This window comes from Streptomyces sp. NPDC001108 (genome assembly GCF_053598535.1).
Genome location: NZ_JBSFKL010000008.1, coordinates 318,684 through 333,949, shown reverse-complemented (window position 1 = coordinate 333,949; position 15,266 = coordinate 318,684). Strand labels below are relative to the sequence as shown.

At 70.7% G+C, this 15,266-nt stretch carries 8 protein-coding genes; 3 read left to right on the top strand and 5 right to left on the bottom strand.

Going from position 1 to position 15,266, the window contains the following annotated elements:
• Positions 1 to 101: 101 nt before the first annotated feature.
• Together ACWC97_RS20490 and ACWC97_RS20485 are read right to left on the bottom strand one after the other, a co-directional pair.
• Positions 102 to 1,100: a DUF1996 domain-containing protein gene (locus tag ACWC97_RS20490; protein ID WP_450650731.1), complete on the bottom strand. Its 999-nt coding sequence runs from the start codon at positions 1,098 to 1,100 to the stop codon at positions 102 to 104.
• An 87-nt stretch (positions 1,101 to 1,187) separates the two neighbouring features.
• Positions 1,188 to 2,141, bottom strand: coding sequence for a CHRD domain-containing protein (locus tag ACWC97_RS20485; protein ID WP_450650729.1), 954 nt, complete (start codon positions 2,139 to 2,141; stop codon positions 1,188 to 1,190).
• Positions 2,142 to 2,344: 203 nt separating this feature from the next.
• On the opposite strand from ACWC97_RS20485, the gene ACWC97_RS20480 reads away from it, so the two are divergent.
• From ACWC97_RS20480 to ACWC97_RS20470, 3 genes are all read left to right on the top strand, one after another.
• On the top strand, positions 2,345 to 2,815 hold the full coding sequence (locus tag ACWC97_RS20480; protein ID WP_450650727.1) for a COG4315 family predicted lipoprotein: 471 nt from the start codon (positions 2,345 to 2,347) through the stop codon (positions 2,813 to 2,815).
• Between the two features lie 141 nt (positions 2,816 to 2,956).
• Entirely contained in the window at positions 2,957 to 3,292 is a 336-nt protein-coding gene (locus ACWC97_RS20475) for a hypothetical protein (RefSeq protein ID WP_352274264.1), read from the top strand.
• Between the two features lie 79 nt (positions 3,293 to 3,371).
• Positions 3,372 to 3,998, top strand: a complete 627-nt coding sequence (locus ACWC97_RS20470) for a hypothetical protein (RefSeq protein WP_352274265.1) — start codon at positions 3,372 to 3,374, stop codon at positions 3,996 to 3,998.
• Positions 3,999 to 4,175: 177 nt separating this feature from the next.
• Here ACWC97_RS20470 and ACWC97_RS20465 read toward each other — a convergent pair whose 3' ends face one another.
• The 3 genes from ACWC97_RS20465 to ACWC97_RS20455 form a co-directional block, all read right to left on the bottom strand.
• Positions 4,176 to 8,564, bottom strand: coding sequence for an FtsK/SpoIIIE domain-containing protein (locus ACWC97_RS20465; protein ID WP_450650725.1), 4,389 nt, complete (start codon positions 8,562 to 8,564; stop codon positions 4,176 to 4,178).
• A 97-nt stretch (positions 8,565 to 8,661) separates the two neighbouring features.
• Positions 8,662 to 8,958, bottom strand: a complete 297-nt coding sequence (locus tag ACWC97_RS20460; protein WP_352274267.1) for a hypothetical protein — start codon at positions 8,956 to 8,958, stop codon at positions 8,662 to 8,664.
• A 98-nt stretch (positions 8,959 to 9,056) separates the two neighbouring features.
• The gene (locus tag ACWC97_RS20455) at positions 9,057 to 15,131 is read right to left on the bottom strand and encodes a hypothetical protein (RefSeq protein WP_450650723.1); all 6,075 of its coding nucleotides are present in this window, start codon (positions 15,129 to 15,131) and stop codon (positions 9,057 to 9,059) included.
• Between the last annotated feature and the right edge of the window lie 135 nt (positions 15,132 to 15,266).

Here is a 15,266-nt window from a genome sequence, read left to right as displayed (position 1 = left end):
TGGGCCGATGCGCTGAACACGGACGGCGGGCCGGACCGGTTCAATCCCCAGCGGGTGTGAGCTGAATCACATGCTGGCCGGGGTCCTGCGAGGGGCCCTGGTCACCCCGCCTTGCACTGCCGGTCCTCGTTGATGCAGTGCACCAGCTCCGCCATGCGGTCCCCGGTCATCACGTTCACGAACATCGCGTGGTCGGTGATCGGATCGCGTAGCTGCTCCGGAAAGGAGTCAACGGCGAACGGTGTGCCCTCCGGGAGCTCATAGGTGAGGGTGACGCGCAGTTGCGGCACGGGGAACGTGGTCCGCGGGCAGGTGCCGTCGGCGGCGGGGAACTGCGCGTGCGCGCGGTGGTCGGGGCTGTCGGTGGCGAGGCCGTTCCAGCAGCTCGGGAAGTCCAGGGTGCGGGTCGGTCCGCTGCCCTGCGGGCAGCGCACGTAGTTGCGGGTGAACCGGTCCGGGTAGCCGGAACAGCCCCACTGGGCACGGACGTTCGCACTCGCCGTGGTGGCCGCGACCGGGTCGCCCGTCACCAGCCGCAGGAAGCGGGGCATGCCGACGACCGAGCTGACCGGATTGCCGCGGAACTCCACCCGCACCGAGGAGGCCGTGACGGCCTCACCGGTGTTGCCGTGGGCGCCTGCGCCGGCCTTGTGGGCCTCGCCGGTGCGGTCCAGGCGGCGCAGCACCGGCCAGTAGTACGTGGACCGGTCGCCGCCCGCACAGGTGGTTCCGGCGGCGGCCAGAGTCCGGTCGGTGGACAAGGCATTGGTGGAGAGATTGCCGACGTAGTCGTGGGTGTGGTGGGCGCCGTTCACGACGCCCGGGGAGGTCACGACGTTGTCCATGTTGTAGTGGCCCTGTTCGTTGCGGCCGCAGTCGACGGTGTACGAGCCGGTGGACGCGTCGGGTCCGGTCGTGGGCGCCCGTGTCGGCGCGACGGTCCCGAGGTCCACGTACTTCTCGTCGGCGGGTGCGCCGGACACCGTGGCGGCCCTGTCGGCGCCGAACGTCATGAGGGCCAGGATCACGGTCAGCCCGAGCGTCACGGGCAGTATCCCCCAGTAGAGAAGGGAGTTGGGGAAGGGCAGCTTGATCCGCACGGATGCAGGGTGTCACCAGGGGCCGGGGCAATCAAGATTGCTCACAAGCCACCCGCGAAACCTCCGTCAGCCTCTTGTCGGTGAACGTCAGCGGAACAACTGCCCTCGTACGGCGCCGTCGGGGAACTCCCGGGTGTGCACGTTCGAGTAGAAGGTGGTCGGGCTCCCCTTGAGACGTGCGATCAGCTCGGCGTCGGGGGTGCTGACGCTGCCGGAGATCGCGAAGATGTTCTTCGGTACGGGAGTGACGAACAGCGGGAGACGTACGTCGCCGTTCTCGCCGAGCACGCCTTCGTGGATGTGTCCGGCCAACGGCGCCCCGATGTTCACCCAGGCCATGGAGTAGTCGACGCGGTCCGGCCTCGGGTGCAGGAACGTGGTGCTGTGCCCGTCCGGGTCGCCCGCCTTCCCGGCGTCGTCGGCCGGGATCTCCTGGCCGCCGTCCGCGAGCGCGCGCAACTTGCCGCCCCTGATGATGCTGAGCGGGTTCACCGGCCTCTCCAGGAGCCGGAGCCGTCCGCGCACCGCGCCGCCGGGGGGCTCCTCGGAGTGCAGGTCGACGGAGAAGCCGCCGGGGTCGGTGCGCAGCCGCCGGGCGAGCGCGGCGGAGGGGATCGAGGTCTGCCCGGCGGCGGAATTGACCGAGGCGGGCATGGCCGTACCGAACAACTCGGCCTTCACCCCGCCCTCGCTGTCGGCCTGGCCCTGGTGGAGGTGGCCGCGTGTCGGCCTGCCGATGCCGTTCCAGGTGAGGGCGAAGGTGACGCGGTCGCCCTTGACCTTGATGAGCACGACGGCCTTGCCGTCCTGGGCGCCCTCGGTGGACCCGCCCTTCTTCCGCGCTGCCAGGTCGCCGGTGAGCCGGGCGATCAGGGAGACGGCCGGTGCCCGCGCCGCTTCGGCGGCGGCCGTCGAGATCCGGGCATCATCGGATCCCCCGGGGCCGGGGCCGTTCTCGGCCGACGCCGGGGCCGTACCGGCGAAGCCGGTGAGACCGGCGAGGAGCACGGCGACGCCCGCCGCGACAGTGAGCCTGCGCATGTCTTTCGTCCTTCCGGGAGTTGGGCTTCCAGGGCCCTTCGCGTCGACCAACGGACGCACGGACCGAACGGTTCAACGCCGTCCGCGATCCGGGGCGTCGGCAGACGGGACGGCGCTCGCTGAACCCGTACGGCGGCCGGCACGTGTGGGCCGCGGGGAACTCACCCCGCCGCTTTTCACGACGTACGAGAGAGGTCATCACCATGCGCGCACGCAAGGCTCTGTTCGCGATCCCGCTGGTCCTGGGACTTGTCGCCTGCGGTACCGGGAGCGACGGCGACACCGGCGCGGACAGGAAACCGGTCAAGACGGCGCCCGCCACCGAGGTCACCGTGGCGGACGTCGGGCTCGGCTCCATCCTGGTCGACGGCCAGGGCCGCACCCTGTACGCGTTCACCAAGGACAAGGAGGCGACCAGCAACTGCGACGCGGAGTGCATCGCCGTGTGGCCCGCGCTGACCAGCCCTTCCCCTGCCGACGCGGGCAAGGGCGTCAAGAAGTCGCTGCTGCGCGAGGCGAAGCAGTCGGGGGGTGCCGTGCACGTCACGTACGGGGACTGGCCGCTGTACTACTACGTCGGCGACATGGTGCCCGGGGACGTCAACGGGCAGGGCCTTGACGGCGAGTGGTTCGCCGTATCGCCCGACGGAAAACTCGTCCGCGAGTCCGCGTGACCGTCTCCGGGGGCCGGTCCCGTACCGCTCCGACTCCCGCATGCCCTTGATCCGGCGGGTCGTTGAACCGTCCCGTGTCCACGGCCGTTCCTGGAGCGGGGCGGGACGCGCCCGCCGGACGACGCGTACGAGGGAGGAGCCTTGGCCGAGATCGAGATGCCGGGAGACGAGGTGCAACGTCTCGGTGAGCTGCTGGGCCGGGTGGTGGATCTCATCGACACCCGGCCCTCGGGCTACAACCCCGAGGACGTCGGCCCGCCACTGGTGCGCCCCGGCACGAACTTCGACGAAGCGTGGAAGGACGGGCGCGTGCAGGTCAAGCGGAACAGCAAGGACCTCAAGGACGGCTGCGATGCCATCGTGAAGGCCTTCGCCGAATTCGACACCAACATGGGCTCTTCGCTCAAGGAAAGCGGCAGCCAGGGTGGTGGCGGCGACGCGACACCCGCCAGGGGTGCCGCCCGGCCGTCGTCCTAGGAGAACGGCCGCATCGCTTCCCCCTGTCCGCCTGGCCCGGCACGGGCCCGGCCCGGAACGAACTGAGGAGAACGGTCCCATGACCGCTGGTTCGCACACCTTCGGGATCGCCATCCCGGAGAACTGGACGGAGTACGACCTGCACGGCGACACGCTCGCCGAGCGCCGCGCCGAGATGCTGCGGCAGGCTCCGCAGAAGGAGACCCGGGACGCCATCAACCACACGTTCCGCACCGCGCGGCGCATCATGGAGGGCGCCCGCATGCGCGGCGCCGTCTATGCGGCGGGCACCACCGCCATGTACGAGGACGGCCTGCTGATGGCCGGGCTCATGGTGTTCAGCGTGAATCCGCCGCCCGGTGAGGACTTCTCCGCCAAGGGCATCGCCGAACAGTTCTCGGCCGCCGGGGGCCGCCGACGCGAGGGCACCACCCGGACCCTCACGACGGCGACGCTGCCGGGTGTCGGTCCGGTCGGCCGGATGACCGGCATCGAGGAGACGGAGATCGCCGACGGCATCTCGTACAAGACGGTGGTGACGCACACGTTCGTGCCGGTTCCCGGTGGTGAGCGGGTCCTGATCATCACCTGCTTCAGTCCGAACATTCCGCTCGCCGAGCCGCTGTGCGACCTCTTCGACGCCATCACTTCGACGTTCGCCTTCGGTGAGGAGGCGCCGGTGGGCGCCGGCGCGGCGGCCACCTGACCGACGTCGGCCCCGCACAGGGCCTGGCCGTTCCTGGGGGAACGGCCAGGCCCTCTTCTTCATGTGTGCAGAAGGCCGTAAGGCATCCGCTCCCCTCCGACGGCCGGAGGGGAGCGGATGCCTTACGGCCTTGCTCTGTGGTGCGGTGCGACGTGGTGGGGTACGCCGTACTGCCGGTCAGTCCACCGTCGTCGCGGGCACGCGGACCGTGGTGAAGCGGCCGTCGCCGAGCTGCAGATGGGCGCGGCCGGGTTCGCTGTCCTGGCCCATCAGGCCGCGTGGCAGACGCGCGCCGACGAGTTCGCCGTCGCTCATCAGGCGTGGCGCGAGCAGGGCGCCGCAGCGGTTGCGGCGTACGGCGGCCTGCCAGCCGCCGATGCCACCGAGCAACGCCTCGTTGTTGCCGGCCACGATCAGGCCCCAGCCGTCCCCGGCGCTGCCGCGGGCGAGCGCGACGAAGTCGGTGTCGAGCTCGGAGTTGATCATCATTTCCGCGTCGTCGACGAGGATGGCTCCGGCGGGGCTGTCCACCTTGCCGAGTGCGGCGCGGAAGTCCGCGACCGCGACGTCCGCGTCGGTGAAGACCTGCACGACGCCGAGCTGTCCGGCGAGGCCGCGCAGCGGTGAATTGCGCGGCGCGATCACCACGATCTTCGTGCCGGAATCGGTCAGCGACTTCGCCATGGTGAGCAGCACGGTGCTGCGGCCCGACCTCGGCGGGCCGGCGACCACGAAGGACGGCACCTGTGACAAGTCGGTTCCGATGGCGGCGAGTTCGTCGCCGCCGACGCCGATCATCGCCCACAACGGGGAGACGCGGTGCGGCTTGCGGGCGAGGGCGTCCGCGAAGTCCAGCTCGTCGGGCAGGACGTCCACGCGGAACGGCCTGCGCCCGGCGGGCACGTCGGCGTCCCGTTCCCCGACCCGCTCGGCGAGTGCGTCGAGTGCCTGGGCCTGACCCGCGCCGGTGGCGTCGGTGCCGTGGGTGCCGGGGATCAACGCGACCTGGGCGCTGTTGATGTCCTTGGCGAGGACACCGCGGCCGGCCGGGAGGTCCTCCGGGACATTGCGGGCGTTGAGGCCCACCATGGAGTAGTCGGAGCGGTCGTTGAGGCGCAGGACCAGCTTGTCCTCGGTGGAGGCGGAGAACCGGCTCTGGCCGAGGATGCGGTCTCCGGACAGGAGCAGGTGCACGCCGACGCTCGCGCCCTCGCGCATCAGAAGGGTCATGGCGTCCATCAGGCTGCCCTGGTCGTAGTTGGCGAAGTCCCGCTCGAACGCCTCGAACCGGTCGACGAGGAGCAGGATGTGCGGGGGCCGCTCCGCCTCGGGCAGGGCGCGGCGCAGCTCGGTGAGGTCGGCGACGCCCCGTCTGCCGAGGAGTTCACGGCGCCGCCCGACCTCGGCGACCAGGCGGTTCAGGAGGCGGGCCACCCGCTCGACCTGACCCCGGTCCACCACGGCACCGCAGTGCGGCAGTCCGGTGAGGGCCTGGAGGGCTCCGTTGCCGCAGTCGAGTCCGTACAGGTGGACGTCGGCGCAGCCGTGCGCGCCGGCGAGAGCGGCGGCGAGGGTGCGCAGCGTCTGGGACCGGCCGCTGCGCGGCGAGCCGACGATGTACAGATGCCCCGTCCCATCGGGGTCGAAGGCCAGTTGACGCTGGGCCTGTTCGGTGGGTACGTCCACGAGGCCGTACGCCACCGGGACGAGCCGGCCGTCCTCGGCCGCCCCGGGAGGCGCAGGCAGGTCGGCGAGCGTGAGGATGTCGGGCAGCGGGGGCAGCCAGGGGCGGCGGGCGGGCGGCACGGAGAGATGGGTGGCCGCGTCGCGTACCGCGCCGACCAGGGCCGACAGGTCGGTGACCCGCTGGAAGGTGTCCTCCTGGGCGTCCGGCCTGGGTATCGGGGCGCCGAGGGCCTCCCAGTGGAGTTCGGTGAGCACCGGCGCCGAGCGGTCCTCGACCGTGTCCGAGGCGTCGGGGCGCCGGCCGCCGATCCGGCCGGTCTGGAACGGCAGCAGCGCCGCGTGGCCGAGCCTGGCGTGGGCGCGGCCAGGGGTGCGGGGCGAGAGCTGTCCGGAGTCGGGGGCGTCGATGATGTCGCGGCTCTCGCTGGTGTCGGTGGTGCGCAGCGCGATCCGCAGGTTGGTGTTGGCGCGGATGTCGGCGGTGACCGCGCCGGAGGGCCGCTGGGTGGCGAGGATCAGGTGGATGCCGAGTGAGCGGCCCCGCTGGGCGATGTTGACGAGTCCGGAGACGAAGTCGGGGAGTTCTCGCACCATCGAAGCGAACTCGTCGATGACGAGGACGAGCCGGGCCATGGGGGCGAGTTCGGGGCGGCGGGTGCGCTTGTCGGTGTAGTCGTCGATGTCCTTGGCACCGGCCTCGGCGAGTATGTGTTCGCGTCGCTTGAGTTCGGCGCCGAGGGAGACCAGGGCCCGCCCCACGAGGTGGGTGTCCAGGTCGGTGACCATGCCGACGGTGTGCGGCAGGTCCTCGCACTCGGCGAAGGCGCTGCCGCCCTTGTAGTCGACGAGGACGAAGTTCAGCTCGTCCGGCCGGTTGGCGACGGCGAGGCTCGCCACCAGGGACTGGAGCAGTTCGGACTTGCCGGATCCGGTGGTGCCCGCGATCAGGCCGTGCGGCCCGTCGGCGGCCAGGTCGACGGCGAACGGACCGTCCACGCCCTCGCCGATCACGGCGCGGGTGCTGCGGGCGGCGATCACCCAGCGTGCGGCCACGGCGTCGGGGGTGGGCGGTTCGAGGCCGAGTACGTCGAGGAGCCGGGCGGATGCGGGCAGCAGGTTCTCGTCGGCGTCGTCGCCCACGTCGCGGATCGGCGCGAGCGCGCGGGCCACGCCCACGCACCAGGAGCGGTTCGGCGCATCCGCGCGGACCTCGTCGACGGGGTCCGCGCTGTCCTGCTCGGCACGCAGCCACTTCGGCCCGGCCACGGCCACGGCGCGGCACTCCTCGGGCAGGAGCCGGGCCTCGTCGTCCACGCACAGCGCGTACACGCCGACGGCCGGCCCGTCGCGGAGGATCTGGATGACGCCGGGCAGGGAGCGCAGTCTGCGGGCACCGTCGAGGACGACCAGGACGTCGGGTTCGCCCACGGCTCCGCCGCGCGGCGCCCGGTCGCCGGCCGCCTGCCGGGCGGCGATCACGGTGGTGAGTTCGGCGATGCGGCGGCCCACGGATTCGGCGCTCGCGCCGACCAGGGAGATGGTGTCCTCGCCGAGCGGCGCGCAGTGCGGCAGCCAGTGCACCCAGGACCAGCGGTCCGCGCCGCCCGTGCCGGACAGTACACAGATCCGCAGGTCGGAGGGGCTGTGCAGGACGGCGGCCTGGGCGATCAGCCAGCGCACCAGCGGCTCGGCGGTGTCGCCTCCGGCAACGCCCATGACGCCGCAGGCGCGCAGCGGCACGGTCACGGGTACGGCGTGCGTGGTGCGGTCGACCCTGCGGCGGTGTTCCGGCTCGGCGGGGTCCTGGAGCTCCACGTAGGCCGGGCGGTCGGCGACACCGAGCCGCATCAGCAGGAAGTCGTCATCGCGCCAGCGGCGCTCCCACAGCCGCTGCCGCGGGCCGGTGGCGATCAGGAGGGCCGACGCCGGGTCCGGGGCGGCGAGGCGCCGGGCGTGCTGTTCGGCGAGCACCGCCTCGTCGACGTCCTGCTCCAGGACGGCCTTCTTCTCCTCGTACTCCTTGAGCCGATCCTCGTAGCTCTCCTTGCCGCGGCGCTTGTTGGAGAACTGGGAGACGAGGGCGACGACCGGGGAGAGGACGCCGAAGATCAGGAACCTGGGGTTGTTGAAGAGGACGAACGAGACACTGGCCATCATCAACGGCGCGAAGATCAGCATGAGCTGAAGCCTGTTGCGGGTGGGTTTGCCGGGCGGTACGGGGAGCTGGAATCGATTGTTGACCGGTGGGGGCAGCAGCCGGGGCGGCCGGTTGTAGTCGAGCCCCACGCCGTCGTCGGAGGGCTGGAGGGCGGCGTCGGGCACGGACGGCGCGGCCAGTTCGAGCAGGGCCGGGCCGACGGTGAGTACGCCGCCGAGCGGCCAGTCCGTCCAGTCCCGTGCCTCGGTCCCGTCCCGTGTGACGCCGTCCTGGTCGACGGAGCATACGGTCGCGGTGGAGTCGGCGTGCACCTTCAGGCGCGCCGCGGTCTTCGCGAGCCCTTCGGCGCGGAGCTGGATGCGGCAGGACGCGGCGGAGCCGATCTCGTAGTCGCCGGGCGACAGCCGGAACACCAGCCCGGCGTCGGCGCCGCCGATGCCGCGCAGTTCCACGACGCCGTCCGGCTCCGGGCCCGCCTCGGGTGCGGGGGCGTCCAGGGACAGCAGGCTGCCGGAGCGCAGGGCGGCAGCGGCCATCGGCTGGTCGGCGGCCAGCGGGGTGGCCCCGTGGTACAGGACGGGCGGTGTGTCCGGGGTGCCGCCGCGTAGCCGCCGGTGCAGTTGCTCGGCGAGCTCGCCGGCGGGAGCCTCGGGGTCGGCCTCGATCATGATGTCCGCGGTCTGACCCTGCTCCGGGTCGACGGCGGTGACGGTCAGACGCATCGTCAGTGCTCCTTGGGCACGGGGGTCACCAGAGGTTGTCGGGGGTGCGGGGAGGCCGGCCGTGCCGGAGAGGGGCCCGGCCGGCCTCCGGGCGGGGTCACTTGCGGAGACTGGAACCCATCTCGGAGTCGAACTGGGTCATGCCCTCGCCGTACTTCTTGATGTACTCGGAGATGCCTGTGAGGCCCTCGGTGACCTTGCCGTAGTTGTCCGTGTACTCCTGCACGAAGGGCTGGAAGTCGTTCTTCGCCGACGGGGTGTTGTAGCCGTCGGCGGTGAGCGCGTCCAGGTCGGTCTTGATCTTGTTGAGCTGGGCGACCGCGATCTCGTACTCGTTCATGGTCTGGGTGGCGGCGGCGTTGGTCTTCTCGTCGTTGACGATGTAATCGGCCATCGGAATTTCTCCTTGTTCCAAGTCGGTGGTGTGGAAGTTTGTTTCATGGACCATTTTGTGGACCCGCGCCCTACACACGAGGGGGGCGGCAGATCGGTTCAGACTTTGATGGGGGCTTCTTCCGGTGGATTCGCCAAGTCGGTGTCCTGGTTGGAGTTGACGGCGCCGATGGTTTTCGTGGGAATCGAGGAGAGAGGCACTTCGGGGCCTTTGGTCTTGAATCCGTGAGCGTTCTCGACCTTCTTTCCGGCCAGCGAATTTCCCACGCCGTAGCCGAGCTTGATGCCCGCGTTCTCCAGGGTGGTCTGCGCGTCGGCGCCCTTGGCACCCACCTCGTAGCCGACACTGACGGCCTGGCCGACGGCGCCCTTGAGGATGCTGGTGAGGGCCTCGTAGCCGTATTCGTGGAGTTCGGTGACGGAGGTGGGGCCGCCCGCGTAGGCGTGGTAGTCGTGGATAGGGGTGTGCTGCTCGTTGAAGGAGCCGTTCGCGTCGACCTCGGTGAGGATCTTGCCGTTGGCGTCCTTCACCTGCACGGAGCCGTTGTTGTTGACCTTGACGTCGAACGTGACCGGGTTGCCGTTGTTGTCGGTCGTAATGACGGTGCCCTCCGCACCGTCCTTGGTGACGGTGAACGTGGTGTTCTCGCCGCCCGCGGTGTTGCTGAACGAGGTGCTGCCGTCCGGGTTCTGCGTGATGGTGACGTTGCCCGCCTGGTCGGTGGTGGTGGCGGCGCCGTTGGCGAACGTGGTCGTGGCACCGCCCCCGTGGGGGGTGACGACGGGCGCCGTGCCCGGCCCGCCGGTGACAGTGGTGTTGTTGCTGAAGGTGACCTGCGGGGGTCCGGCGGGCCCCTCCTGTCCTGCTCCGGGTTGCGTCGCAGGAGGCACTCCGGGGCCGGTGAGGCTGCCGCCCGGTCCGACTGTGACCGTGTCGCCCGGCTGGTTGCTGCCGGGTACGGAGACGTCGAAGGTGCCGTCGCCGTTGGCCTTCACGTCGAACGGGCCGCCGTGGACGGTGGAGGCGCCCTTGCCGCCGACCGGGATGTCCGCGGAGGGGCCGCCGCCGTTGCCGCCGACCGTGAAGGTCTCGGGGCCCGGCGCGGGGTCACGGTTGAAGGGGTTGTGCGGGCCGTCCAGGACGTCGGACTTCTGGCCCGGCGTACCGGCGTTCTCCACCTCGCCGGGGCTCTTGCCGAAGGTGGTGTTGTGGGTGTCCACGCTGGTGTTTCCGCCGAAGAAGCCGTCGTGGTGCACGACCGGGCCGCCCCCGGGCGTGGGCACGGTGATGCCGCTGTTGCCGTCGCCGGTGACGGTGCTGATGGAGGTCTCGCCGGGGTTGTTGCCGATGGGGTTGCCCGCCGTGTCGATCGGAAGGTTGGTGACCGGGTCGACGTGGGTGCCGGAGGGGCCGAGGCCGGTGACGCCGCCGGGCGCGAAGGTGCCGGTGGCCGGCCCGTACGTGACGGAGAACTCGCCGTCGGGTCCGCCCGCGTTCGGGCCGTGCACGACGGTGCTGCCGGGCTCATGCACCGGGTCGGCACCGTGCGTGGTGATCGTGGGTCCGTTCGGGCCGTTGGACAGGGTGTTCTGGCCACCGGTCATCTCCGGTGAGCCGAACAGGCCCCAGCCCTCCTGCTGCGGGGTGTTCACCGTCACCTGGGTATGGGTGCCGGTGATGACGGCGCCGCTCGGCGAGTTGTTGACCGTGGCCTGGCCGTTGGCGTCGACGGTGTGGCTGACGCCGGAGTCGTGGTGGACGGTGGTGGTGGCCGGGCCGGTGCCGTCGTTGCCGATGGTGGTCGTGAACCCGTCCTTGGTGAATGTGGTGTTCTGCCCGTCCGTCGAGAGGGTGGCTCCGTTGTTGTTGGTGATCGTGCTGGGGGTCGGTGCGGGGACGGGTGCGCCGCCCGCGGGGCTCGGGGGCGGCACCTTCGCCTCGGCCCCGTCGGGGGTCTGTGCGGTGATCGTGCCGTCGGGGCCCGAGCTGACGGTCGTGGCCGGACTGCCGGGTGCCTGGTGGTGGGTGAAGGTGACGCCGCCGCCCGGGTCGACCATGGTGTTGATGCCCTGGGTGTTGACGCCGTTGGGGCCGACATCGGCCCGCGCTCCGGCGGCTGAGGTGTCGGTGAAGGTGGCCACGGAGTTGTTGCCCGCGTCGGTGTTGGCGGTGATGGTGATCGGGCCGTTGGTGACGGTGCCGGTGTTGTCCACGCTGAAGTTGCCGTTGTTGTCGGCGACGGTGGTGCCGTTCGCTCCGGTGGTGACGGTGCTGTTGGGGCCTGCCGGGGCATTGTTGCCGATGGTGCCGTCGTTGTTGATCGTGCTGCTCGCCGTGTTGTTGCCGTTGATGTCCGTCCGGGCACCGTTCCCCGTCAGGGTGGTGGTGCTGCCGCCGGAGGTGGTGGCCTGTGTCGGGTTGCCTCCGTCGGCCGGTTTGACGGTGACCGAGGCGGGCCCGCCCTGCGGTCCGACCGTGGTCGGGCCGTTCACTCCCGTGCTCACCGACGTACCGTTCTGACTCACGGTCGTGACACCGTCCGGGCTCTGGCTGACCTGGACAGGGTTGATGGTGCCCACGCTGCCGCCGGTGCCGTTCGGGCCGTGACTTGCCTGGATCGGGCCATGGCTGACGGTCGTGGTGCCATTGTTGCCGACCGTGACCGTGGTGCTGTCCGGACCGCCCGTGTCGACCGTCTGGCTGCCGGCTCCCGCGGGCGCGGACTTGGTGACGGTGCCGTCCTCGTGGACGCTGGTGGTGCTGCCGTCGGCGGTGGTGACCTGGGCGGGGTCGCCGCCCGAGGGCGGTTTGACGGTGACCGAGGCGGGCCCGCCCTGCGGTCCGACCGTGGTCGGGCCGGTCCCACCCGTGCTCACCGACGTACCGTTCTGACTCACGGTCGTGACACCGTTCGGACCCTGGCTGACCTGGACCGGGTGGGCGGTGCCCACGCTGCCGCTGATTCCGTTCGGGCCGTGACTCGCCTGGATCGGGCCATGGCTGACGGTCGTGGTGCCGCTGTTGTCGACGGTCACGGTGGCGCCGTTCGGGCCGTGGACGGTGACCGAGTGGCCGCCGCCGTTGTCCACGGAGACGGTGGTGTTGCCCGCGTTCACCGGATTTCCGGCGGTCGGCTGCGGCACGGCCGGCGGGACCGGGTTGCCCTGCGCGTCGTTGGCGGTGATGGTGCCGTCGGCAGCGACGTGGATCTCCTGGTCGCCGTGGGCGATGCTCGCCGATCCGTCGTTGTTGACCGTGGTCGAGCCGCCGATGGTGACGCCGTCCGCGCCGTGGCTGATCCCGTCGACGTGGAACTTGCCGTTGGGGTTGATGGTGAACGTCGTGCCGTCCGGGGAGCTGAACCTGATGTCGAGCGGCGAGAAGTCGACCTTGCCGCCGGGGCCCGTGGCCGTACCGCCGCCGTTGCCGTCCGTGGTGATCCCGTTGACGGTGACGCCGCCGTTCGGGCCTGCCGAGATCTGTGGCTGGCCGCCGGGCGGGGTCACGTCGAGGCCGCCGCCGGGCTTGATGGTGACGGCGGTGCCGTCGGGGCCGTTGAAGGTGATCGGGGCCACGTCGCTCGGGCCCACGGCGATGTCCCCGTTCGGGTTGACCGTGACCGGCGGCTGGGTGCCGGAGGGGTTCAGGTCGAACTGCCCCTGCGGGTTGACGGTGATCGTTCCGCCGTCGGGCGTGCTGAACTTGATGTCGATGGGCGAGAACTCGACGTTCCCCCCGCCGCCGGTGGCCGTACCGCCGCCACCGCCGTCGGTCTTGATGTTGCCGGTGGTGATGGAGCCGTCCGGGCCGACCGAGACCTGCTGCTGGCCGCCGGGCGGGGTGACATCGAGAGAGTTGCCCGGACCGTTGAACTGCACTGTCTCGGGGGTGGGGCCGCCGGTGGTCACCGTGAACCCCGTGTTGTCGAGTGTGGTGGCGGGGCCGCCCGGCGTGGTGATGGTGGCGCCGCCGCCCGGGGTGATGCTGGTGTTCACGTTGGTGTCGGTGAAGGTGACCGGGCCGCCCGCGTTGGCCGGGGGCAGATTGACGTTCTGGCCGCCGTCGCCGTTGACGACGCTCACGTTGCCGTTGCCGCCGACGTGGGCCTGCGTGCCGTCCGGCAGGGCGAATCCGCCCCCGGTGATTCCCGTGTTGCCGTTGAGCGTGGTGTTGCCGAAGTTGATGGCGACGTTGCCGTCGGCGGGGTTGTGGGTCGCCACCGGCTGGCCCGCCGGGGGGCCGTTGAAGACCGAGTTGACGCCGTTCGTGTTGTTCGTGGTGAGCCCGCCACCGCCCACCGTCGTGGAGCCGCCGTTGTCGGTCAGGGTGAGCCCGTTCGGGGTGGAGACCGTGTTGTTGTTCACGGTGAACTCCGGTGTGGGACCGCCGTCGCCGGGAGAGCTGAACGTCGTGACGCCGCCCGGCCCCTTGGAGACCTCGCCGAACGGTCCCGAGGTCGTGAAGCCGCCGTTCGGGCCCAGCTCCGTGGAGAGCGCGGGCTTCTCCGACTGCGCGGGCGCGAACTCGCCGCCGAGCCCGCCGGTGATCTTCTCCTTCGTGGTCGGGCCCTGGATCGGGGTGTCGATCGTCGTCGTAATGCCGTTCGAGGTGATGACGTCGCCGTCCGGGCTCTTGATGGTGTTCGTGCCGTCCGCGGTCGTCGAGGTGAACCCGTCGGGAGTCGTGGTGGTCGTAGACGTCTGGGGCGGCGCGACTGCGAAGGGCAGGTCATCGGGGGCCTGGTCGGCCTTGGGACCGGGCGGGGTGATCTTCGTCTCGGTCTTCGTGCCGTCCGGGGTCGTGACCTTTGTCTTGACCTCGCCCGTGGTGGGGTCCGACTTGGTCGTGCCGTTGATGCCGTGGAAGCCGGTCTTCTGCGCGCCCTTGGTTTCGGAGAACAGGACGTTGGTGGGTTTGAACTTGCCGTCGACGACACCGAGGCTGTTCACGGAGAACGCCTTGTCGATGTTGCTCTTGAACTTGCCCTTGGTGGTGAAGGCGTCCTTGATGCTGGTGGCGAACTTCGTCCCGCCGAACAGCGTGAAGGCACCGGCCGTGGAGGCGCCGAGCGCGGCGCCCGTGGCGGCCGAGGCCGCGTCGAACTTCTTCCCGTCGACCAGCGCCGTGATTCCGCTCGCCAGGAAGCCGAGGGAGAACTCGGTGGTCACGTCGATCGCGAACTTGGCGCCGAGGGCCAGGCCGGGGGACGTCTTGAGGCCCACGAGGCCCTTGGCCAGCGGGTCGATGATCTTGCGGACGAACGTCGAGTTCTTCAGCGCAGCCGATACCGCCCCTGAAGCCGTCCCGACGCCCTTGCCCACCTTGGCCAGGAAGGGCGCGAACTTCGCCAGCTTGCCCGCCGCCCCGACGATCTTCCCGAGCCCGCCGAGCAGCACACCACCGGGTACGAGGGTGAGCAGGCCGATGATGATCTCACCGGCGTCGATCTTGCCCTGCGACACCATCCGGATCACCGACACGGCGAACAGGATCGCGCCCAGGATGAGACCCACGACCGGGAAGAACACGGCGACGATGCCGATGATGACACCGGCGATGATCTCCACCAGCGGGTTGTCCGCGAGGAAGTCACCGAACTGCTTCACGAAGTCCCGTGCGGGGATGGCCTGGTCCGCGGCCTCGTCGAGGATGATCGTGGCCTTGTCGGACCCGTCCTCGCGCATCCGCTGCGCCGCGCGGCCGAGTTCTTCGGCGGCCGACAGCGCCTCCTTCGCGGCGTTCACCTCGCCCTGCTGCGTCTGGTGGGTCTCGGCCTGCTCCGGGGTGGCGTCCGCCGCGAGGGCCGGGATCTCCGCCTTCGCGGTGGCCGCGACCTCCTGGCCCTGGTCGATGGCCCGGTCCAGCAGGTCCTGGGCGTCGGTCAGGGTGTTCGCGTACTCGTCGTAGGCACCTGCGGCGGTACGGAAGGAGTCCCTGGTCTTCTCCAGGAGCCCCGGCAGATCCTTGGTGATGCGCGTCTTCAGGGCGTCCATCGCCTGGCCCTTGCCGCGGCGCAGCGCCCCGTCGTCGCGCAGCAGGTCGACCGCCTCGCCCGCTCCGTCGCCCAGCTCCAGATAGGTCCTGGCCAGTATTCTGATCGCCTCCGGGTTCCCGGGTGTCGGGTCCTCCCCGAACCCGAGCACCTCCCAGCCCGTGGTGTGCCGACGCGCCATTTCCAACTCCTCACGGCTACACGCCTGTTCGGCACCTCCTAACGGGGCCGTCGACGTTTCGGTTCAGCTCGTTGAACCGACCCGGGGTTCCGCGCGTGTGACGGCCGACGCATCAGCAGTGCGCGTCACCAGGCC